The sequence below is a fragment of the Ruegeria sp. E5 genome (assembly GCF_056534105.1).
Map to the genome: position 1 here is coordinate 352,035 of NZ_JBQFPA010000002.1, position 22,899 is coordinate 374,933.

The following is a 22,899-nucleotide window of genomic DNA, read 5'->3' on the forward strand; positions in this document are numbered from 1 at the left end:
TAAGGTTTTTCGCGCGATTGTCGTCTGAGGGGCCGCTATAGCTTACCCAATTGCATGATCTTGTGCTGGCCTGTGGCAAAGCCGACATGCTTTTGTTCCATGTAGAACTCAAAGCTCCAGTCGCCGCCGTCGCGCCCGATGCCGGATGCTTTGACCCCGCCAAACGGTGTGGGCAGATGGCGCACGTTTTCCGAGTTCACCCAGATCATTCCGGCCTCAAGCTTGTCCGTGAAACGTAACGCGCGGGTCAGATCGTTGGTCCAGACATAGCCGGTCAGACCATATTGCGTGTCATTTGCGATCTGCAGCGCCTCCTCCTCAGTCGAGAACGGGATCACGGTCAGGACAGGGCCAAAGATTTCCTCGCGTGCGATGCGCATTTGATTGTTAGCGTTAGTAAACAGGGTGGGCCGTACGAAGTACCCCTCTTCGCCCACCTTGACGCCACCGGCCGCGACGGTCGCGCCGTCTTCCTTGGCGATGTCGAAGTATGAAGTGACCTTGTTGTAATGCTCTTCCGTTACAAGAGGGCCAATCTCGGTTGCAGGGTCCAACGGGTGGCCGACTTTGATATTGTTCACGCGCTCGATCAGCTTGGCTTCGAACTCTTCCTTGATTGTATCGTGTACCAGCAGCCGCGAAGAAGACGTGCAGCGTTCGCCGTTGATCGAATAGATCATGAAGATCACCGCATCCAGCGCGCGATCCATGTCGGCGTCGTCAAAGACGATGACCGGGTTCTTACCGCCCAACTCCAGATGCATCCGTTTCAGCGTATCTGCGCCTTGCTTGGTAATGATGCTGCCAGTACGGCTTTCACCGACAAAGGCAATGGCTTTGATCAATGGATGTTCGGTCAGCCGCTTACCGGCGTCTGGACCAAAACCGTTGACAGTGTTCAGCACACCCTTGGGCAGACCGGCTTCTTCCGCGATTTCGACCAATAGCCGCGCAGACAGCGGTGAGTCTTCAGCCGGTTTGTGGACGACCGTACAGCCAGCGGCCAGTGCCGGAGCGATCTTCCATGTCGACAGCATGAACGGGGTGTTCCACGGCGTGATGACACCAACGGGCCCGATTGGGACGCGGGTGGTTATGTTCATCAGTGTCGGTGATTTCAGGTGTTGACCATCCCGCGCCTGAACCACCTGATCGGCGAAATAGCGGAAATTCTCAGCCCCTCGCAGGGCGGCTTTGGACATGAAGCGCAGGGTCTGGCCGGTATCCCAGCATTCGCACAGCGCGATCTCTTCGGCTCTTGCCTCAATGCCATCTGCAACTTTAAGCAATATCCGGCGGCGCTCCGTAGCGGGCATGTCGCGCCAGTCTGCAAAGGCATTATGCGCGGCCTGTGCCGCCGTATCGATATCTTCCGCCGTGCCATGGGCAACGTCGCAGATCACCGATTTATCCACCGGAGAGATCGACTGAAACACCCCTGCTGACCCATCTTGATCTTCTCCTGCGATCCGGTTCTTTATCCCAGTCCTCTTGAAACGGGCAAGGAAACCATCAAGCCGTTCAATATTCTTGCGCAGGTCACTCATGGTCAGGCCTCCAGATGGTCGCGGATCGTGCCGGTTTTGGGGGAGAGGTCGGGATCGATGTCGCGCATCTCAAGCGACAGCGCGATGGAATGCTGGCTCATGGCGGGCTCCAGATAGGTTCGGGCCGCCTCGAAGATGCGCTGCGTTGCGTCCTTCTTGTCGGCCTGCGAACGACCGGCCCGCAGCCGGATCGAGATATCGATGAACCCATGCTTTGGATTTCCGTCTGCGATGGCATAGTGATCAACACGGATCGCTCGGACGCGAATGCCTGCTAGCGGAAAGGTGTCAATCTCAGCGGCCGTTGCACGGATGCAATCGCACAGACCGCCCATGTCGATCCTGTCTTCCAGATTCCAGGAATATTCGACGTGAAAATGCGGCATGATTCCTCCGTTATTAATTAACATGTTTAGCATTATGAGATTATGTCGTCAAGAAGTTGCGTTGTTAATCTTTGCATTTCCTGGGGCAGCACACTAGAAGGCGGCATGAACACTCAAAGCCATACCAAGAGCACCTCAAGGTCGCTTCCCATTGCATTATTGCGCGCCCGCGAAACGATCATGGCCCCCATCAGGGACATGCTGCAGGATATACAGATATCCGAGCAAAAGTGGCGCGTCCTGCGCGTATTGGATGAGCTTGGCGAGGTCGAGCAAAGCGCTATCGCCAAAGAAGCTTGTCTGTTGCTGCCCAGCCTGACGCGAATATTGCGCAGCATGGAAGCCGATGGGCAGGTCACACGTCGTCAGGACAGCCAGGATAAAAGGCGGACGATGGTGATGATTACAGATGCGGGTCGGCAGATTTTGAAAGACAACCTTCAAGCGTCATTGGCCATTTCAAATAGTATTGAGGCGCAGATGGGGCGAGAGAAGCTTGATGAGCTACTGGACCTACTTGAAGAGCTGCAAGCTGTTAAGGTTTGACCCCGCCAGTTGGCAAGCGGGGTCTGCGCGACGACTACAAACTCGACAATCCTGTATCCAGCGCTGACAGGATCTTGGCAACATCGTCGGATGTGACAATCAGAGGTGGGGAAATGATGATGTTGTTGCCAGATACGCGCACCATCACACCATCCTCATAAGCTGCCTTTTGCACCTGTATTGGCAGTTGTTTGGCAATCGGTGCTTTGGTTGCGCGGTCCGAGACCAGTTCCAGCGCGCACATAAGGCCCTCGCCCCCTCGGACGTCACCGATCACCTCGTGCTTTTCAGCCAGTTTCTTCAAGCCCTCGAACAGCTCATCCCCGCGTGCTGCAGCGTTTTCCCAAATCCGCAGACGATTGATTTCCGAAAGAGCTGCCAGTGCCGCCGCCGCGCCGACGGGGTGACCAGAATAGGTGTATCCCTGATCAACGGATGCCAAGCCGGTTGTGTCATTTTCAAATACCTCGGCAACTGCCCCCGAGATCATCGCGGCGCCAAACGGGAAATAGCCATTGGTGATCGCCTTGGCCGTCGTCATAATGTCAGGCTGGACGCCCCAATGTCTCGCTCCGCTTTCACTACCGGTTCGACCAAACGCCGTGATGATTTCGTCTGAAATCAGCAGAATACCGTTCTTCGAACAAACCTCACGCACCATGGGCATAAAGCTTTTGTGCGGCGGAATTACGCCGCCTGCGCCCAAAATCGGCTCCATGATGAAGGCGGCAACCGTGTTGGACCCCTGGAACGCAATCTCGGCTTCAAGCGCTTTGACGCAAAGCTGAGCCAGGCGTTCAGGGTCGGTTTCGTCAAACGGGTTGCGATAGGTCCAAGGCGCAGGCACATGAAAACAGCCTGGCATCATGGGTTCATACACGGCGCGGAACTTCTGATTGCCATTAACCGAAGCGGCAGCGAAATGGGTGCCGTGGTATCCCTGTTTGAGACTGATGAACTTGGTGCGACCGGCCTCACCCCGAACTTTGTGATACTGGCGCGCCAGCTTAAGTGCGATTTCCACCGAATCCGATCCGCCCGAGGTGAAAAAGGCGCGTGTCAGCCCATCAGGAGCAAAGAACTGTGCCAACTCGTAAGACAGCTCGATCGCCTTGTCGTTGCTCGTACCCCGGAAGGTCGAATAATACGGCAGCGCATTTAGTTGATCAGTGATCGCCTGTTTCACCGGATCGCAGGAATAGCCCAGATTGACGTTCCAAAGGCCACCCACGGCGTCGATGGCCTTGTGCCCGTCCACATCGATGATGCTAACTCCTTCCCCGCCGGTCAGAATGGTCGGAGGGTTGTTCCGGCTGTCAGCCGGGTGCGCCATCGGATGCCAGAAATGGCGGGCGTTGTTCTCCTTAAGAAAGTTGGAGTCTTTCATGTTGCGGTTCTCCGGGGTTGTCCACTTTCGCTCATGGGTGGAACTCGGTTGGAAAGGCCTCGGGCATCTGGCCGCCGAAATTTGCGGTCAGATCGCGCGAGAGGGATTGAAGGGATTTCAGAATCACGGGCAGGCGTTCACGGGTAGCTCTGATTTCTGGGACCGCGATCGAAATGGTCCCAAGGGCGACTTGGTCGATGCCAAAGATTGGGGTCGCAAATCCGAAAACGCCCTCTTCATAGCTGCCATTGCTGTTGGCCCAGCCAGCCCGCTGGATCAGAGCAACTTTTTCCTTGATCAGATCCGGGTCTGTCAGGGTGGATTCGGTGAAACGTACCTGCGCTTCCTGATCCAGACGATCCAGCAGGAAAGGTGGGCCAAAGCTGAGCATACATAGACCCGCCGCAGTCGCGTTGACCGGGATGATCTCGCTTGGATCAAGGCTGACGCGAACGCTGTGCTTGGTCGTCTCAACCACGATGGCGGTTTGCAGGCTGCCCTGTTCCAGCAGCGTTAGGTGCAGGCTTTCGCCAACCTCTTGCATGGCCAAGTGCATTTTCTGGCGCGCGCCTTCAAGACCGGGTTTGGCAATCTCGCGCAGTGCCGCAAGCCGCAGCGCAGCCGGTCCGATGGTATAGGTCTTTGACTGCGGGTTTTGTTCGATCAACCCGAATTCTTCAAGCGCTCGTAGGTGACGCAGGGCTGTCGCCTTGTTCAATCCTGACAGGCGCGCGGCCTGACTCAGGCCGATTTCGGCCATCGTGCTTGAGAATAAGTCCAGCATTTTTAGGGCATTAAGTGCGGCACCCATGTGTTTTGCCTCCTTCCGCTGAGGTTATCCTTGACAGAATGAACTTAACAAAGCAAGATTATTATTGTTAACACGGTTCAAATAATGAACCAATCACTGGGAGGTGTAAATGAAAAAGTTTATTGCTGCAGCCGTGATGGCCGCCTCTGCAACGGCCGCTTTGGCAGAATACCCCGAAAAGCCGGTATCCTTTGTGGTTCCTTGGCCTCCGGGTGATCTTGAAGACGTCCTGACTAGAATGATCGCAGATGAATTTCAGGCGATGTACGGGGTACCGGCAGCTGTTGTGAACAAGCCCGGCGGCGGTGGTGGTCCTTTCCCCGGCGCAGTCGAAGTCGCCACAGCACCGGCGGATGGCTATACGATCGGGTCGTTTGTGATTGGTGTTCCGGTCATCGGGCCCGAGATTGGTATTCCTGAATTGAACCCGAACCCGTTTGAACCGATCGGCATCTTCCTGACCTACCCGTTCGTAATCGCGTCGAGCAAAGACGCCCCGTTCCAAAGCTGGGATGAGTTGGTGGAACACGGCAAGTCAAACGACGTGGCACTCGGCCACTTTGGCTCGGTTCTGCCACCCACGCAGGTTACTTTTGCCGCCGCTGTCAGCAGCGGTTTCGACTTTGCCAGCGAAGCCGCGTTCGATGCGCTGGACTGCAACACCTTGGCGTCCGGTGACGTTGATGTCATCAACACCACGCTCCAGCTTATTCTGCCCTGTCTGGATGAAGTGAACGTGCTGGCCAGCATCGGCGGCGACCGGATCGCTCTGGTACCGGATACGCCGACAGTGGTTGAGCTTAACCCAGACCTGCCATTGGCACTGTGGAACGGATTGTTTGTTCACAAAGACACGCCGCCCGAGGCTCGCGAAAAAATCACCGCCGCAGCCCAAAAAGCACTGCAATCGGACAAGGCTAAAAAGCTTGCCGAAGAAACCGGTGCGCTGATCTATTGGCAGGATCCCGATGCTTCGAATGCCCAGATCGAGCAAGATAAAGCGTCATTCGCCAAAATAGAAGAGATTCTAGGCGAGTAACACCCCGGATCGAGGCGCGGGCAGTGATTTCCGCGCCTTCTTCATAGGGCTGGGAGGATGAAATGATCGCAAGAACGCTTCAGGACATGTTCAAACGGTATCGCCGTCCGGGTGATATTGTCTTTGCCGTATTGTTCCTGGCTTTCTCGGTGTTTCTGCTGTCTCAGCTTGGGGAGCAGACGCAGGTCGTCAAGCGGACCAAATGGTTTGCTCAACCCGGTCTGTGGCCCACCGTTGCCGTGTGGTGCATGGTCTTGTTCAGCTTTTTACATTGGCTCAGCTCTGCCTTATCCGATCGGATCGATGGTCGTTGGGCCGAGGTCGGGTTTTGGGTCCGGTCTCTGGAATATGTGGCTTATTTCCTGATTTATGTCCTACTGGTGCCACAGCTTGGCTATCTGCCGTCCACCATGTTGTTCGCGGTGTTTCTGACCCTGCGTTCAGGGTTTCGAGGCTCGGGCGCGATCGGCATCGCAGCCCTGTTCGGCTTCGTCGTCACCATCGTGTTCCGAGCGTTTCTGCAAGTCAAAATCCCGGCAGGGGCTGTCTATGAATACCTTCCCGGCTCGATCCGCGCCTTTGCGCTGACGTATTTGTAGGGAGGCACGTATGGATACCCTTCTGTCCGGTGTTTCAATCCTGCTGCAATGGCAGGTCATCGTGGCCTTGTTCATCGGCTCGATCGGTGGTGTCATCATCGGCGCGCTGCCCGGTGTGGGCGCTGCCGTTGCCATCGCCATCCTGTTGCCCGCAACCTTTGCCTTTGAGCCCATCGTCGGTCTGACCTTGTTGTTGGGGATTTACGGATCATCCATGTATGGCGGCGCGATCCCGGCCATCCTGATCAACACGCCGGGAACAGCGGTCAATGCGCTGACTACCTATGATGGCTATCCCATGACCAAGCGCGGCCAAGGCCACAGGGCGTTATCGCTGGCCTATTCAGCCTCATTCTTCGGAGGTGTCTTTGCGATCATCTGCCTTATGGTGCTCTCGCCCGTGTTGGCCATGATCGCCCCGCATTTTGGCAGCCGAGAGATTTTTCTGGCCGCGTTGCTAGGTATTGTTCTGGTCGTTTTAGCCCATCGAGGACAGATCTTTGCAGCAGGTATGCTTGCTGCCTTTGGCGTCTTTTTGAACACGGTCGGACTGGAGCCCGTCAAATATACGCGCCGCTACACTTTCGATCAAAGCTGGCTGGCGTCAGGCGTTGACCTGATCGTGGTTGTGCTGGGTCTGTTTGCGCTCAGCCAGGCATTTCTTTTGCTGTTGGAAAAGAACCATGCACCAGAAGACACTCACGTCAGCGGTAATATCTTTGCCGGATTGAAGGAACTGTTGGGCCTGAAACGGATCGCTACCGTTTCTTCAAGCATCGGGGTATTTATGGGCATGGTGCCGGGAACAGGTGAGTTCACTTCGCAGTTTCTGTCCTACACCTATGCTCAGAAAAGCTCGAAAAATCCCGACAAATTCGGCGATGGCTCGCCCGAAGGGTTGGTGGCATCCGAAGCCGCGAACAACGCCGTGCCGGGGGCAGCGATGATCCCCCTACTCGCCCTCGGTATACCCGGCGAAGCGCTTACGGCGATGATGCTGTCGGTCTTCTATGTTCACAACGTGATCCCCGGCCCGCAACTGTTTGAGAACCAGATGGATTTCGTCATGGCCCTATATATGGCGCTGATCCTGCTGAATGTGATCGTTCTGGTCTTTCTGCTGTTTTCGACAAACCTGTTGTTAAAGATCATTCAGATTCCCACACGCTTCCTGGGTGTGATGATCCTGATCTTAGCCTTTGTCGGGGTTTATAGTTTACGCAACTCGATCACCGACTGCGCGATCGCTGCTGGGTTTGGTGTCTTTGGCCTAATCCTCAAACGGCTTGATCTGCCGATCGTCCCGATCATCCTGGGCATGGTATTGGGCGGAATCATGGAAACCAAGCTTCGCAGCGCAATGGCACGGGTCAAGACGCCACTGGACTTCATCGACCGGCCCATCGCAGCCATCCTGTTCTGCCTGATCGTGCTGATCCTGATCCTGCATTTCCGCACACTGTACTACGAGTTCAAAAACAAGCTGCGCCCCGAACCCCATGTCCCAGCCGTGGATTCCGACCACCCGAACCAACAAGGATAGCTTTCATGGATCAGTCTTCCATCGATGCCTTGCGCGTGCAGGAGATTGCCCCACGCGGACACTTTATCAATGGCGATTTCCGTGCCGGTGAAACTGGCGCCCTGCATGAGGTGCTGTCGCCCATCGACGGCCAGCCTCTCGCTCAAATCGCCGAGGGCAACCCGGCGGATATTAATGCAGCGGTACATGCCGCGCGGGCAGCGTTTGAGGATGGCCGGTGGTCGCGCATGGCTCCAGCAGGACGCAAGAAGGTTCTGCTGAAACTGGCGGATCTGATCGAATCCCGCGCGCTTGAGATCGCGGTGCTGGGCGTACGCGACAACGGAACCGAGATCAATATGGCCTATAAGGCCGAGGCGCTCTCGGCTGCGGCCACTTTCCGCTACTATGCCGAAGCCATCGACAAGATTTACGGGCAGATTGCCCCGACGAGCAACGATGTTCTTGGCCTCGTACATCATGCGCCTGTCGGAGTTGTCGGGGCGATTGTGCCTTGGAATTTCCCGTTGATGATCGGCAGTTGGAAAATCGCCCCTGCCCTTGCGGCGGGCAACTCCATCGTCTTGAAGCCTGCAGAAAGCGCATCGCTCAGCCTGCTTAAAATCGCTGAGCTGGCTGCCGAAGCCGGAGTTCCGGATGGCGTCTTCAACGTGGTGACCGGGCGCGGGTCGGTCGTGGGGGAAACTTTGGCCTTGTCGATGGATGTGGACATCATGGTCTTCACGGGATCCGGCGCGACAGGTCGGCGACTGCTGGAATACTCGGCGCGGTCCAATCTGAAACGCTGCTATCTGGAATTGGGTGGCAAGTCTCCGAATATTGTTTTCGCTGACGCGCCCGATTTGGCGGAAGCTGCCAAAGTTTCGGCCGCGGGGATCTTCCGCAATTCCGGTCAGGTCTGTATCGCGGGCTCGCGCCTGCTGGTGCAGCAGGACATCTACGAAGATTTTGTGGCCGAGATCACGCGCCACGCCGCAGCCTTTCGTGTTGGTGATCCGTTGGACCTGAACAGCCAGATCGGTGCAGTGCACAGCCTGCCCGAGTTAGAGGCCAATTTGGAATTCGTTACCAAGGCCGAAGCTGAAGGTGCCGAACGTCGTACGGGCGGAAACCGCATTCTGACCGAAACCGGGGGCTACTATATGTCCCCCACAGTTATGGCAGGTGTCAAAGAAACGGATCATCTGTTTCAGAACGAAGTCTTCGGCCCAGTCTTGGCCGTGACCCCGTTCAATGACGAAGCCGAGGCGATCCGGCTTGCCAATGCCACAGTCTATGGGCTCGCTGGCGCAGTCTGGACCTCGAACCTCAGTCGCGCGCATCGCATGGTGGCCGAAGTGCGGACCGGGGTCATGCATGTGAACACCTATGGCGGCTCGGACCTGACCGTTCCGCTTGGGGGCGTGGGTCAATCCGGGAACGGGCATGACAAATCTTTGCACGCGCTTGAGAAGTACTTTGAGTTGAAAACCGCCTGGATAAAGCTCTGACTGCGGGGCGTCTGAACGACATGTCTTCACCGCTTTGTCTGGGGCCCATAGGTCGCATGAATAGGAGGAACCAATGAACACAAAGACAATCCTGCTGATTGGGACCTACGACACGAAAGAACCCGAGATGCGGTTCATCGAACAGGCGATCAAGGCGCAGGGCGCGGATGTGTTGACGATGGATGTCTCGGTATTGGGCGACCCTTTGGAGCCAACCGACATCTCCAAGCACGACGTCGCCCAAGCGGCTGGAATGACCATCGAAGATGTCATCGCACAAGGGGACGAGAACAAAGCCTTTCGCGTGATGTCAGACGGTGCCTCAAAGGCCGTTACCCAAGCCTATGCGGATGGGCGATTTGACGGGATGCTGGCGACCGGGGGCACTATGGGCACCGATCTGGCCCTGGACTGTGCACAGGCCTTGCCCATGGGGGTGCCTAAATACATCGTGTCGACCGTCAGTTTTTCTCCGCTGATCCCGCCGCACCGACTGGCTCCGGACATTCAGATGATCCTGTGGGCCGGGGGGCTCTATGGTATGAATTCGATCTGCCAGTCTTCGCTTGCGCAAGCGGCCGGCGCTGTTGTTGGTGCCACAAAGGCTGCCACAATACCGGATCGCAGCAAACCGCTGATTGGGATGACCAGTCTTGGATCCTCGTGTTTGCGCTACATGAAAACGCTCAAACCAGCGCTGGAAGAGCGCGGGTTCGAGGTTGCCGTTTTTCATTCCACCGGAATGGGCGGCATGGCTTTCGAAAAACTGGCGGGTGAAGGGGCGTTTGCCTGCGTCATGGACTTCTGCATGCAGGAATTCGGGAACCTGATGGCGGGTTCCGTGGTCTCCAGCGGTGAGGATCGCGTGACAAATGCCGGGCGTGTGGGCACACCACAGCTGGTTGCGCCAGGCGCGCTGGACCTTTTGGACTTTGCCGGATGGCAGGACATCCCTGACCAGTATGCCGACCGTCCATTTCATGAACACAACCGCCTGATAAAAAGCTCGGTCTTCAATGGCGATGAACGCCGTGCCTGGGTGCGGGAGCTTGCCAACCGATTGGAGGCCGCAACTGGCCCGGTTCACTTTTTTCTGCCCGTTCACGGGGTCGAAGCCTGGGACAAGGAGGGTGAAGAGGCGTATGATCCCGAAGCCCTGGCCGAGATGATGGATGAGGCCCGTAAAGTCATGCCCGGGCGCGTTCCTATGACCGAAATAGACGCACATATCAACGATGCCGCGTTTTGCGATCATGTATTGGCCCAGTTCGATGAATGGGTCGCAGAAGGCCTGGTCGCAACATAAATTCGGGATTTACGCCCGTCTTTATGATATACACGCAGGTCAAACACAGCCTCGGTGGCGGTGAGTTCGGGCGCATTCTTCCACGTGCGGCCGACTTGCAGTTGGATGCATAACCATCACCGCTTGGATACTTGTTAAAGACTATTTTTCGGCGGAACCGTGTCACCGGTTCAAGGTGGCCAAAGACCTGCGCAGTAAGTGAAGAATTGAACTCAACAAATGCCCAGGATTAGCGACCCGTTCCGCCGGTGACGTTGCCAATATTGAGCGGCAACCAAACCGTTGGACCCGCATTTAGACGATCGGTCCAACCCATGAAAGGAGCGAGGAAATGCTAACCACGATTGCGATTTGGTATCTGAACCCAGAAACCCGGTCCGAAGGTATTGCTGCACTCCGGCGGCTTGCTAGGGACGTCAAGAAAAACGAACCTGATACCTGGGGTTACCTTGTGCACTCAGGTGGCGCGGACTCGGTCCCGCCATGCGATGACGATAAGACTGTGTTCGTGGAAATCTACAAAAACGAAAAGGCATTCAAAAAACACCTGAGCAAAGGATCGGATTTTTCGAAGTTCCTGAAAAAAAGTGGTCACCTTTTTCTTTCTGCCCCAGGGAGCAAGAGCCCATTCTTTCAGGTCATGAACGTGGATCGCATTCAGGGATTCGTGCGCCCCGAAGCTGGGTCGAGCAACGGCTAAAGGTAGGTCGGGCGATCCCGGCCGCCCCAAGGAAACCCTGTAATTTTGTTGATCCACGGGGCTTTGCGCCGGGTAAAGTTGCAGCCTGGTTCATCCATCAGGAATTGTTGGGCGACGCATTGTTGATATTATGTTATAAGAAGCCGTGATTTCGTTCTATCGTTTCTAATTTTGACCTGATCTATCTAAACTTACGAAGGCGACCATTTTGGTAAGTCCTGACGTTAATTGCCCAAATTGTGGTTCGGCCAATCCTGCCGGATCGAAATATTGCCAAAGCTGTGGAAACGCCCTGTCCCTTACGTGTACAGCGTGCGGAGCCCCAGCTTTGCAAAAGGCAAAGTTCTGCACGGCCTGCGGTGCGTCTGTGGTCGGATCAGCGCCGGTTAAAAAGTCAGAGCAAGATAATTCACCGCCACTAACGCCCGCACCTGAAAATGTTGCGGAACGGCGGCAACTGACCGTCATGTTCTGCGATCTGGTTGGTTCTACCGCGTTGTCCGAAAAATTTGATCCCGAAGACTATCGTGAGCTTATCACCCAATATCGCGATCTGGTCGGTAGCACGGTTGCGAAATTTGGCGGTGAGATTGCAAATTATGCGGGTGATGGTGTGGTGGCTGTCTTTGGTTACCCCGTCGCCCAAGAGGCCAGCCACTATTCGGCCGCGCTCTGTGCGCTTGAAATTACCCAGATGGCGGAGGGTATCGAGGTCGGATTCTCCAGCCAGCCGGTTGCGACCAACGTTCGTATCGGAATGCACACTGGACCCGTTGTTGTTGGCACCGCCAACAGCTCGTCACTGGACGAAAAGATGTGGCTGTTCGGAGACACACCAAACGTGGCGGCCCGTATTCAGTCTGTTGCCGAGGTCGGGCAGGTTGTGATCTCCGAGGTGACGCGACGCCTGATCGGAGAACGGCTTGACTTTGTTTCACTCGGCGCGCCGCAATTGGCAGGCGTCAGCTCTCCGCTAGAGCTGTTTCAGGTCCGGCAGAAGGTGCTGGGGTTCGAGTCGGCGCGCAAAGACTTTTCACACGACAATACACCAACCATCGGTCGGACCGCGGAAATCGCCTTGGTCCGATCCCGGTGGGAGGGTGCGCTGGAAGGTGAAGGGCAAGTGCTGTTGCTGACCGGTGACGCAGGTGTCGGGAAATCCAAGATTGCCTTTGGGCTGAGCGATGATCTGGCCGAAGAAGATGCGTCCCGGTTTATTCTGTTCGGCTCGCCGCTTCATCAAAGCAGTGCCTTTTACCCGGTTAAAAACGCGCTCACGGCGTTGACCGGAATGTCCCCGGATGAGACCCCAGAACAGAGCCGGGCAAAGGTCATCGGGTTTTTGTCCGAACTCGGTCTTGATGATCCTGACTGTGTGACGCCCATTCTGCGCTTAGTGGCGCTGGAAGACACTTCGATCCCGGCTGAACCAATGGCGCCTGAACGTGAAAAGGGTGCCCTGATTGAGGCATTGCTGCGGCTTTGCGCAGGCTTAGAGCAATCTTCACCGCTGATGTTGTTGCTGGACGACGTGCATTGGTTCGATGCTTCCACGCTTGAGTTTGTCGACGGTTGGGTCGAACAACTGTCAAGCCGCCGCTGCCTGGTCCTGATGACGGCCCGCAGTGAATTCCAGTCACCCTGGCGAAACCAGTCACATGTCACCACCTTGGAGCTGAACCGTCTGGTCCGGCGCGATATCTTCAAACTGGTTGAAAGCATTTCGGGAATCCGCCCCTCAGATGAGGTTCTGAGCCAGTTGGCTGACCGAACCGATGGCGTGCCGCTGTTTGTCGAAGAACTGACCAAGATGGCGATGGAATCCGGATTGCTGGCAAGCCGGGGGCAAAGCAAGGCCGAATTGTCCATGGCAATTCCGGAATCCCTGCAGGATTCCTTGATGGCCCGGCTGGACCGGTTATCCGCCAGCCGCGAGATCGTGCAGGTCGCCGCTGCGATCGGGCGCAATTTCGAAAGAAACCTGCTCGGCCACGTACTGAAATGGAGTGATCAGGAAATCACCTCAGCGCTGGAGCAGTTACTTGAAACCGAGTTGATTGTTCCCGCAGGTCTAAGAGGTGTGGAAGACACATACCGATTCCGGCACGCCTTGGTGCAGGACGCGGCCTATCAATCCATGCTGCGTTCGACAGCGTCCAGATGGCATGGTCAAATCGCGGCGGTTCTTGAAGAGAACTACAAGGAAATTGTCAAACACGAGCCAGAGATTCTGGGCCATCACTATTGGCGGGCCGGTGACTATTTGGCGGCTGAGCTCAACCTGATGCGGGCCGCTCGACAGGCATTGGATCATTCCGCGAATGTTGAGGCCATCACCCATCTACAGCACGCCTTGGATTGCCTGCAGGAACTGCCCGCGTCGCAAGACCGCGACAGGCGCGAGATTGATCTGCAAATCACTATCGCGGTTCCATTGGCCTTTGTACGCGGATACGCACATAGTTCGGTCCTCTCCGCTTATGCCCGGGCGCAAACCTTGTGCCGTGAATACGGCGAAACAGAGCGGTTGTTCAAAGTTGTCTACGGCCAGTTCCGATCGACAATGCTGGGGGGCGAATATGCGGTCTCGAAACAGAATGCGGATCGCCTGGTGTCGCTTTGTCAGGATCTGAAAAGCCCTCTTGCCATTGTATCCGCCGAGAGATCACTTGGCTCGCTGCAGACATATCTTGGCCAGCCGCAGGACGCCCTAACGCATCTGCAAGCAGGGATTGATGTCAATCTGTCGCTTGAGCACCGGTTCATGGGACTGGATTTTGACGTCGTTGATCTATCCGTCGCGCTTCAGGGATATCGTGCGCTGTCTTGCTGGTTGTCAGGCGACACGAAAAGCGCTTTGGACGCGATCGAAAAGGCCGTGCTTCACGCGCAAGAAACAGCGCATCCCTTCAGTCAATCCTTTGCAAATGCATTTCTGGGTTGGATCTCGCAGTTCCGCGGTGATGAGGACCTTGTACTGGAAAGCTCGGCCAATCTGATTGCGCTGTCAGAGGAGTACTCGTTTCAGTTCTGGCGTGGATGGGCGCGGATCATGAACGGATGGGCACGCCGGAACGAGTTGGGTGACGGCGCGCTGAAGGAAATCGAACTTGGTCTTCAGGAATGGCGGGATACCGGCTGCCGGCTGGGGTTGAGTTTCTTTCTGTATCTTTATGCAGACGCGGCCATCCTGCACGGACATCTCGAACTCGCAGAAGAGCTTTTGGACGAAGCCGAGCAGATCACGTTGGGTGGGGGGGAACAATTCTGGATTGTCGGTTTGACCCGGCTAAGAGGACGTCTGGCGCTTACCCAAGGTCATGAAGAAGCGTGTATCGATCATTTCGAGCAGGCTGTCAGTTTGGCGCTGGACCGCGGGCATTTTGGTCCGCTGCTGCGTACGATCAAAGAGCTGGCAAAGCTTGATCCAACCCCCGATTGCCTGAACCGGATCAAAAAAGCGGTTGAAGAAGTCGCCGGGTTCGATGGTCCGGATTTGGCCGAGACACGCTCTATTCTGAGAAAACTTGGAACTGCAAAAACGGAGAGCTCATCACAGGACATTTGAAACATACGAGATAGTCAAAGCCAGTCGGGAGGACATAGCCATTATGACTAAGAAGAAATCAAAAGGTGACCGCTGCCATCAGACGAATGTCACCGGTGTCATGCCAAAACTGCCCAAGCAGTTTGATACGTTTCCCTTCTATTATGCCTCTCTGCAATGCCAATGGATGTATTGGTATACCTCGGTCGAAGCCGCCAAACCCTTCGTCAAGGGTACAGGATTGTGCGTGGCGGAGTTCCCCGATGAAAATGGAAAGAACAAAGCTGTCATTCTATTGAATTTTCAACGCTACACCGCCCACTATGACAATTCCTTGGGCTTTGTGAACGAGGTTGAATTTAACCTTCTGGCTTACCCTTCGAACCGGGTGCCCGGCGTTCCGAAGATGTCCCTGACCGAGTATCTGCACGGCCGCGATCAGACCAAGACCATCGGGCATCTGCGAATACACGTAGCCGCAGACAATGCGGTTGCTGTCAAGGCTGGGCGTCAGGCCTTTGGCGAGCCCAAGTTTCTGGGGCAGTTCAATTACAAAGTGCCGTCGCTGAACGCCAAGATGAAAGGCCATCCGCCAATCTCTCCGAAATCCTGGTGGATTCAATTGGTCAACCCCGACGACCCGCAAACCATCGTCTACGATTTGACCGCCGATTTGGGAAAGCTTAGTGGCAATCAGTGGACGACAACAAATTGCACTCCGATCCCAGAATTCGCGACCGGTCTTGGCCGCACTGTTTGGACCCGCTGGACAATCTCGGGCCTCTTCGAAACTGCAATGCTGGACAACAAGGACGGCAAGCGCATCGCCAAGACATTCAAACTGAAACTCGGCAACAACGATTTCCCGATGACACGGGACATGCATCGGTTGTTCACCGACTTCACCCCTGTCGCCGTACAGGTTTTTGAAAGCCCCCCCGCCTGCTTCGAGCCTCGCGGGTTCTACGTGGATGCCATTGATGGAGACCGCCATGTCACAGCATGACAACAGTCCCGCCCATCAAGCCTTCGTGACGGTCAGCGCGGCATTGACGGGTTACAATAGTGCCGAGTTGCAAGGGACCGGGTGCACCGGGGAATACTGGCATCAATTCCGACAGGTTCTGCCAGAAGAGATTTTGAGCCGGTTTCTGTCTCACGCTCAATCCCTCGGGCAAGGGGACGATGATCAGATTATCCGCCAAACTTATCTGTCGGACAGGTGCCTTGGCCCGATTGCGCGTTCGCTGATTCAGCTTTGGTACACGGGTCAGTGGGTCCCGCTTTCGCAAGAATGGCGCGAAAGCTACGGCGCTTCTCGCTTTGATGTGGTCAAGATCATCTCGACACGCTCGTACAAGGAAGGGTTGGTCTGGGACGCCATCGGTGCCCATCCCATGGGGGCAAAGCAGCAGGGTTTTGGTGCTTGGGCGCTTGAACCTCCTCGGAAACGGGAGGCGGGCCAATGAACGCGATTACAGACGACGACAGAACCTATGATGTGGTCATTGTCGGCGCTGGATTTTCTGGTGCCATTCTGGCGAAAGAGCTTGTGTCAGCAGGGCATACAGTTCTGATCCTCGAGGCCGGTGCAGATCACGGTAAAACGTGGGAGACCTACCGATCCTATCTGGATCAGTACTACCTCTCGTTGGCGAAAACACCGAACTCACCCTACCCGGATCTGCCGACTTTGCCGTCACCTTCGGTGCTGGACATTACGGCGGTTCGCGGCACCGAACCGGACACGAACGGGTACTTTGTTCAACGTGGCCCGTTGCCCTTCGGCAGCAACTATCTGCGTGCCTATGGCGGAACCTCCTTGCATTGGCTGGGCACCAGCCTTCGGATGATGCCCGCAGATTTCGAAATGCAGAGCAGGTTCGGCCAAGGGGTCGATTGGCCATTTGGCTACAAGGATATTCGATCCGACTATGAAAGAGCCGAGTGGGAAATCGGCGTCTCTGCGGACGCCGAGGAACAGACACCCAGAGCATTGGGAATAAAGACCTCGGGCAAGCATGATAACCGGGGGTACTTTGCTAAAGGATATGACTTCCCCATGCACTCGATACCCTCGTCTTATATCGACGGGTTCTTTGCCCGGGCAGACGGCATGCCCATTGAAATTGGCGAAGACCCTAAAGATACAGTTAGACTGAAAGTCTCACGCACTCCACAAGGCCGCAACTCAACCCCGCGCAAGCCAAAAAATGCCAATGGCATACCTGTGGGCCGTAAGATGAGGCCCCAATTCCGACCGCGCGGGTCAACCGGCCCGTTTGCTTATATGGGCCAGCGCTGCGAGGGCAACTCAAGCTGTATCCCGATCTGCCCAATCCAGGCAAAATACAATGCAATGAAAACGCTGGATGATGCCAGGCATCTCCGCAAACATCACATGCAGACAATCACGCAAGCCGTGGCGTCCAAGGTCGAACTTGCCGAAAGCGGTCGCGTTTCGGGTATCGTTTACAAGAAGTACCCTTTCCCCGGCGTCGCGCAATACGAACTGCGCCGTGCCAAGGGCAAACAATACGTCCTTGCTGGTGGAGCGGTGGAAAACGTAACTCTTGCGCTGGCTTCCGAGATTTGTCGGACCAGCGGCGAACTGGGCCGCAACCTGATGGATCATCCCTACATGATGACTTGGGGTTCCGCGCCCGAGCCGGTTGGTCCGTTTCGTGGGCCGGGATCGACGTCAAGCTACGCCAATTTCCGGGACGGGACCTTTCGTGATAGAACTGCCGCACATAGGCTCGAGATCGGAAACTGGGGCTGGAACTTTGCCACCGGGGCCCCAAACACGGATGTGGCGCGCTTTGTTGAACAGGAGAACCTCTTTGGCAAAGCGCTTCGTGACAAATTATATCACGATGTTCAAAGACAGGTTCGCATCGGCACGATGGTCGAACAACTGCCCCGCTCGACCAACCGAGTCACGATTGATCCCGCCTATCGCACACCGATGGGTGAATATCGCCCTGTGATCAGCTATGATCTGGATGACTATTCGCGGGCCGGTTTGGCAACTGCCTATGACACTTGCACCCAGATTTTTCAGCGCCTGGGTATTCGAAACCACACGGCCTACAACCCATCTGACGCCGGATATTTCACCTATGACGGCCGGGGATACACGTTCTTTGGCGCAGGTCATCTTGTCGGAACCCATCGGATCGGAACGCACCCGCGCAATTCGGTGACTAATGACGTAATGCGAACCTGGGATCACGACAATTTGTGGATGGTAGGCGCCGGATCGATGCCAACAATCGCAACATCGAACCCGACACTCACGATGTCGGCAATGGCTTACCGAGCCTCCAGAGCAATATCGGATGCTGTTCGGAAAGGGGGTGCAAAATGACCTCGAAAGACAAACTGGAGAAAGAGCGCGCGACACTGTGTAAACTGTTTCAGGACGCGCTTATTCTTGAACTCACTACTATTCCTCCCTATGCGACTGCGTGTTATTCGATCCTCGAACAAGGCCAGTATGACCGGTCTGAGCCTACAATCGTAAACGCCGAACCCATCGAAGTGATCCGGCAGGTTATGGTCGAAGAAATGCTCCACATGGTTCTTGCGGCGAATGTCATGAATTCAATTGGCGGAACTCCGGAGCTGAACAATCCTAAGCTGCTGCCCAAATACCCCCAGCCACTGCTAAACGGCCGCGGTCCAACTGTTTATCTGCGCAGGTTTACACCAGACCAAATCAAGAGCTTTCGTGCGGTTGAAACGGCATCAAAAGATGAAAGGGCTGCGAAGAGCGGTGATTATCATACGATCGGAGGTTTTTACATCTACATCCGGGAAAGGTTGCGCAAAGCGTGTGATACTTATGGGGATGCCGCGATTTTTACCGGTAATGAGGCACGACAAATCACCGACGCCGACTATTTCGGTGCTGGAGGTGAGGTGATCGAGGTGATTGGCACCCCGTCGCAGCGCCGTAAGGCCGCGCTGAAGGCGATAAAGAAAATCATGGATGAAGGGGAAGGCGCAGACCTTGGTCACAGAGCTGGTGACAAAGACATGATCCCTGGCCCTGACCACCGCGAGGATGTTGCGCACTATTTCAAGTTCAACGAAATCCTGCACAGCCGGTATTATAAACCAGATGACAGCATAGACGGCCCGCCCACCGGTGGCGACCTCATCGTCGATTGGAGCGCGGTATCCCCGATGCGGGATGATCCGTCCGAAAAGGACTTCAAGAACGCGCCAGAGATCGCAGAAATATCTGCCGAATTTAACGCGGCCTGGTCCGGCCTGCTTGATGGTCTGCACATTGCGTTCAACACGGACAAGACTGCGCTAAGGTCATTGGTCCCAGCAATGTATGACATCAAGTCTCTGGCGCAGAAATTGATGCGTATTCCTTTGCCGGATGGATCAGGGGAAACTGCCGGACCAACCTGGACGTATCTTGCAAAGAGAAAGAGTTGATCGCTCGTTTCGTTGCAAGTCGATGAATACACGCCGCAGCTATTTGGTCAAATTCGGAAAGCAATAATTTGCTGTATTAGCAGCGGCATAGCGCAGTCCTGAATCGGCCAAAATGATCTGAGATAGCACTCGAATAGCGCTATTTATCCTGTGTTGTTTCTTGACTCACCCAGGATGCGTAAGGATTTGAATCCACTACAGTGACTTTGGGCAATCGATATGAACCCAACGCGCGCGCATCACATGCCAGTTGGTGGTGAAACTGCGAAACTAACGCATCGCCGTCATCTCCCGTCAGCAATCGCTTTCAGAGACGCAAATGTGGGCACGCGAACGCAGACGCGAAGACCTAGGGTGTTTTCTGGACCGTGAATAGCTCAATCTCCGAGGGACTGGACTTGCAAAGGTCCAGAAAACCTACCCTATTAACCGCAATCAGCCGCCGCTCAGTCGTAAGCTGCCGTCACGATCATTTCGACCTTCAATACATCACGGGCGAGCTTGGATTCTCCGCAGGCGCGGGCAGGCGCGTGGCCTTCGGGCACCCAAGCGTCCCAAACGGCATTCATCTCGGCAAAGTCTGCCATATCCGCCAACCAGATTTCGCATTTTAGGATGCGGGTCTTGTCGCTGCCTGCCTTTTGCAAAAGATCCTCAACCTTGGCCAGAATGTCCTGCGTCTGATCTGCCACGGTCGGCGCGTCCGAAGTCTGACCGCACAGGTAGGCAACGCCGTTGTGTTTGACGATCCGGCTCATGCGCTGACCGGTTTCGATGCGGGTGATTGTCATAACTTGTACTTTCTCATTGTTGAATTTAGCAGTGATTTGAGCTGCCCACGGCACAAGCGTTGAAATGCCAATGGGAGCCATAGATCAGAAGCCGGCATTCCGAGGCCGAGTTTCCTTCAAGTCAGATTGTCCGCCAGTTCATTTTGATATCCAAAAAGGGCCGGCAGCCCGCCGGTGTGGAGCAGAATGACCTTCTGACCCGGTTTAATCTTCTGGCTTTCAACCAGATGCATCAAACCGGCGAATGTCTTGGCGGAATAAACCGGGTCGAGGAAAACCCCTTCGGTCCGTGCCATTTTTTCCAGTGCGGCACGCGTTCTTGCGTTCACTTTGCCGTAACCTGGCGGCAATGCATCGTCATAGACATCGATCCGCGCCTGCAATAGAGCGGCATCAACATCCAGCAAGTTTGCAAGTTTCTGTAGAACGATCATCATGCGGGCGTGTTGCTTCTCGCGATCTCTGCGCACGCATATTCCAAATACCGGGGCTGTACTGCCTTCCAGTGCTAGACCGGTTAGCAAACCGCCATGCGTAGCACCACTGCCTGACGGCACAACCACCGCATCGAAATTGGGCATCTGGGCGCACAATTCCTGTCCGCCAACGACATAGCCCAACGCCCCCAGAGGTGGATGATTCAAGCCCAGATGAATGACATATGGCGTGCGGCCTTGGGCCTTCAATTCGTCAGCACGCGCGTGCAATGCCGCGTCGGCCCCAGCTTCGTCTTCGCCCTCGGGATAGCTGATATGCTCGGCACCCAGAATCTGTGCCAAAAATACGTTCCCGGACCTGTAATACTCTTCGTCCATATCTGGGACACGCTCTTCTAACTGAAGCACGGATTGCATGCCCAGCTTAGCGGCCGCCGCGGCTGCAGATCGGACAAAATTGGACTGAACAGCACCGGTGATTAGAATGGTATCGGCACCTTGTTGCTGAGCATCGCCGAGGTAGAATTCGAGCTGCCGTGTTTTATTGCCGCCAAACACAAGCTCCGTCAGATCATCGCGCTTGAGCCAGAGATCGATCCCCAATTCCGCCGACAACCTGTCTAACCGTTCCAGAGGTGTCGGGCCCGACATAAGCCGGGCGCGAGGAAATCTCTCCAGATTGTCGTTTCGTTGCATCGTGTACCTCCCGGGATTATGCAATCATGTAGGCGCGCTGAAACAGGACACAGCAAGCGATGAAAGAAACCACGCGGATCGCGGCTATGACGACCGACTGCGGCAAGTAAGGGCCTCCTGCCCGTCCAAGCAGGCTGCCTACCAGCGTGATTATGACAAAGCCGAGCAGTTGCGGCCCGTATGTGATCGCCTGCGTTTCGGACAGGCTGTGCAACAGGAATGCAATGCCATAAGCCACCAGCGCGATGGGCTGCACCAGCTTGGCCACCTCTTTGGCTGAACGGCCCTTTGCGATCAAACCAAACACCATAAGCGGGCCCGGTGTTGCCGCCCAGACGGTTGCAAGCCCGGACAGTCCTGTAATGGCTGAAAACCCAAAACGCCCGATTGTGCCGCGCAAGGGAAGCAGGGTGGTGATCAAGCCGATCAACAACAAGCAGGCCGTCAAGGCCAGAACAAACGTCTCGTTCAACAACGGATAAACAGTAAGACCGGCAGCTACACCGACACAACATGCGATGATCGCATTAAGAATGAGTGGCTTGTTGTTCTTTAGTACATGACGGTCCGTCGCGACTATCGACACAAGGGTATTCAGCAACAGCAATATGGGAACTGCCGTCGAGGTGCCGAGCAGGATCATCATCGGGGGACCCGCGATGATACTGAAACCGATGCCCACGCCAACCTGCAGCATTGCCCCGAGGCAAATGGCGGCCATCAAAATAGACAGATCAATGGTCACATAGCACTCCTGCAGCTTTGGCATTGTTGCAAGACCTCAGATATCCTGAGGTTACGGCCATGGTCCATGTCATTCCTTCATTCGAATTGATTGGCACGCACTAACGCTGCCAGGGCATCAATCCAGAGTATAGCTCGCGGGCCGCTACGGAATGTGCCATTTGCGCAAGTGTCGTCAGATCATACACGGGAAGGCGCAGTTCTTCCTGAAGGCGCGATGCGTAGGGCGGCAGGTCTGTACACTCCAAAACCAGCGAGCGGATATCAGGGGCCTCAAGCATCAGGCTACGGGCTGCGTTCAGGACCTCGGCCTCGATCAGGTCTGTGTCCATACGGGTGCGGGTATTCCGCAAGATCACTTCTGCAAATTCACTAGTGTCCTCCAGTCCCTTCACCGCCACCGGAACACCGGCGGCACCGACGCCTTCAAAATGCCGGGCGGTCAAAGCAGACGCGTCTGCAGTCAAAACACCCACCGGAGCGTTCGCGCCGGTCATGTGATAAGCCAGCGGCACTTGGATCAGGCTGGAGGCAAAGACGGGAACAGAAACCGCTGCCGCGAGTTCCTTTTGAAACAGCGCAAGAAAGCCACAGCTGCCGGTAATGGCGCGCACGCCTTCGGCCTCAAGCCGTCTGGCACCTTCGATGAAGGGTTCAAGCAATTCCGGCGTAGGGTTGTTCAGAAGTTTCGGGACAGTCACCCCGTCGATCATTTCATACAGAACCGGAAATGGCAGGCTGGACGGGTTCTTGATATGGCCCGGTGGCTTTGGGAAATAGCTTTCAAGGCAAAGCACACCGATTGAGGCCCCGCAGATATTCTGGCCGCCTTGATAAATTGGCATTGTCATCAGGTCCTTCTTTGATTTGAAAGT

20 protein-coding genes are annotated in these 22,899 nt (G+C 55.5%); 12 read left to right on the forward strand and 8 right to left on the reverse strand.

What is annotated here, in order from left to right:
- Positions 1–35: 35 nt before the first annotated feature.
- Both hpaE and ACR0BI_RS09845 read right to left on the reverse strand, forming a co-directional pair.
- The gene (gene hpaE, locus ACR0BI_RS09840) at positions 36–1,547 is read right to left on the reverse strand and encodes a 5-carboxymethyl-2-hydroxymuconate semialdehyde dehydrogenase (protein WP_480562215.1); all 1,512 of its coding nucleotides are present in this window, start codon (positions 1,545–1,547) and stop codon (positions 36–38) included.
- Positions 1,548–1,549: 2 nt separating this feature from the next.
- Entirely contained in the window at positions 1,550–1,933 is a 384-nt protein-coding gene (locus tag ACR0BI_RS09845; protein WP_170394004.1) for a 5-carboxymethyl-2-hydroxymuconate Delta-isomerase, read from the reverse strand.
- Positions 1,934–2,038: 105 nt separating this feature from the next.
- Here ACR0BI_RS09845 and hpaR point away from each other — a divergent pair, with 105 nt between their 5' ends.
- Entirely contained in the window at positions 2,039–2,479 is a 441-nt protein-coding gene (hpaR, locus tag ACR0BI_RS09850; RefSeq protein WP_170394006.1) for a homoprotocatechuate degradation operon regulator HpaR, read from the forward strand.
- 34 nt (positions 2,480–2,513) lie between these two features.
- On the opposite strand, the gene ACR0BI_RS09855 is transcribed toward hpaR, so the two are convergent.
- Both ACR0BI_RS09855 and ACR0BI_RS09860 read right to left on the reverse strand, forming a co-directional pair.
- On the reverse strand, positions 2,514–3,866 hold the full coding sequence (locus ACR0BI_RS09855; RefSeq protein ID WP_170394008.1) for an aminotransferase class III-fold pyridoxal phosphate-dependent enzyme: 1,353 nt from the start codon (positions 3,864–3,866) through the stop codon (positions 2,514–2,516).
- A gap of 31 nt (positions 3,867–3,897) precedes the next feature.
- Positions 3,898–4,677, reverse strand: a complete 780-nt coding sequence (locus tag ACR0BI_RS09860; RefSeq protein ID WP_480562214.1) for an IclR family transcriptional regulator — start codon at positions 4,675–4,677, stop codon at positions 3,898–3,900.
- Between the two features lie 109 nt (positions 4,678–4,786).
- Here ACR0BI_RS09860 and ACR0BI_RS09865 point away from each other — a divergent pair, with 109 nt between their 5' ends.
- The 11 genes from ACR0BI_RS09865 (at position 4,787) to ACR0BI_RS09915 (ending at position 19,356) form a co-directional block, all read left to right on the forward strand.
- On the forward strand, positions 4,787–5,716 hold the full coding sequence (locus ACR0BI_RS09865; protein ID WP_170394012.1) for a tripartite tricarboxylate transporter substrate binding protein: 930 nt from the start codon (positions 4,787–4,789) through the stop codon (positions 5,714–5,716).
- 62 nt (positions 5,717–5,778) lie between these two features.
- The gene (locus ACR0BI_RS09870; protein WP_170511795.1) at positions 5,779–6,315 is read left to right on the forward strand and encodes a tripartite tricarboxylate transporter TctB family protein; all 537 of its coding nucleotides are present in this window, start codon (positions 5,779–5,781) and stop codon (positions 6,313–6,315) included.
- A gap of 10 nt (positions 6,316–6,325) precedes the next feature.
- Positions 6,326–7,858: a tripartite tricarboxylate transporter permease gene (locus ACR0BI_RS09875; RefSeq protein ID WP_170509171.1), complete on the forward strand. Its 1,533-nt coding sequence runs from the start codon at positions 6,326–6,328 to the stop codon at positions 7,856–7,858.
- 5 nt (positions 7,859–7,863) lie between these two features.
- Positions 7,864–9,348, forward strand: a complete 1,485-nt coding sequence (locus ACR0BI_RS09880; protein WP_480562213.1) for an aldehyde dehydrogenase family protein — start codon at positions 7,864–7,866, stop codon at positions 9,346–9,348.
- 73 nt (positions 9,349–9,421) lie between these two features.
- A complete protein-coding gene (locus tag ACR0BI_RS09885; RefSeq protein WP_480562212.1) occupies positions 9,422–10,654 on the forward strand; it encodes a Tm-1-like ATP-binding domain-containing protein in 1,233 nt (410 codons plus the stop codon).
- Between the two features lie 331 nt (positions 10,655–10,985).
- Positions 10,986–11,354, forward strand: coding sequence for a putative quinol monooxygenase (locus ACR0BI_RS09890; protein WP_480562211.1), 369 nt, complete (start codon positions 10,986–10,988; stop codon positions 11,352–11,354).
- Positions 11,355–11,562: 208 nt separating this feature from the next.
- Positions 11,563–14,922, forward strand: coding sequence for an adenylate/guanylate cyclase domain-containing protein (locus ACR0BI_RS09895; protein ID WP_480562210.1), 3,360 nt, complete (start codon positions 11,563–11,565; stop codon positions 14,920–14,922).
- Between the two features lie 43 nt (positions 14,923–14,965).
- Positions 14,966–15,907, forward strand: a complete 942-nt coding sequence (locus tag ACR0BI_RS09900; RefSeq protein WP_170511785.1) for a hypothetical protein — start codon at positions 14,966–14,968, stop codon at positions 15,905–15,907.
- Positions 15,894–16,370, forward strand: coding sequence for a hypothetical protein (locus tag ACR0BI_RS09905; protein ID WP_480562209.1), 477 nt, complete (start codon positions 15,894–15,896; stop codon positions 16,368–16,370). Before ACR0BI_RS09900 ends, ACR0BI_RS09905 begins: the two co-directional genes overlap by 14 nt.
- Positions 16,367–18,271 (forward strand): GMC family oxidoreductase, encoded by a 1,905-nt coding sequence (locus ACR0BI_RS09910; RefSeq protein ID WP_170611518.1) that lies wholly within the window; start codon positions 16,367–16,369, stop codon positions 18,269–18,271. Before ACR0BI_RS09905 ends, ACR0BI_RS09910 begins: the two co-directional genes overlap by 4 nt.
- Positions 18,268–19,356 carry a ferritin-like domain-containing protein gene (locus ACR0BI_RS09915; protein ID WP_480562208.1) on the forward strand — a complete coding sequence of 363 codons (1,089 nt, stop codon included), beginning with the start codon at positions 18,268–18,270 and terminating at the stop codon, positions 19,354–19,356. The genes ACR0BI_RS09910 and ACR0BI_RS09915 overlap by 4 nt, the downstream gene beginning before the upstream one ends.
- Before the next feature lie 446 nt (positions 19,357–19,802).
- Here ACR0BI_RS09915 and ACR0BI_RS09920 read toward each other — a convergent pair whose 3' ends face one another.
- The 4 genes from ACR0BI_RS09920 to ACR0BI_RS09935 form a co-directional block, all read right to left on the reverse strand.
- Positions 19,803–20,147, reverse strand: a complete 345-nt coding sequence (locus tag ACR0BI_RS09920; RefSeq protein WP_170394035.1) for a RidA family protein — start codon at positions 20,145–20,147, stop codon at positions 19,803–19,805.
- 116 nt (positions 20,148–20,263) lie between these two features.
- A complete protein-coding gene (locus ACR0BI_RS09925) occupies positions 20,264–21,280 on the reverse strand; it encodes a D-cysteine desulfhydrase family protein (protein WP_170394037.1) in 1,017 nt (338 codons plus the stop codon).
- A gap of 16 nt (positions 21,281–21,296) precedes the next feature.
- A complete protein-coding gene (locus tag ACR0BI_RS09930; protein ID WP_480562207.1) occupies positions 21,297–22,025 on the reverse strand; it encodes a TSUP family transporter in 729 nt (242 codons plus the stop codon).
- Positions 22,026–22,125: 100 nt separating this feature from the next.
- Positions 22,126–22,875: an aspartate/glutamate racemase family protein gene (locus tag ACR0BI_RS09935; RefSeq protein ID WP_480562206.1), complete on the reverse strand. Its 750-nt coding sequence runs from the start codon at positions 22,873–22,875 to the stop codon at positions 22,126–22,128.
- Between the last annotated feature and the right edge of the window lie 24 nt (positions 22,876–22,899).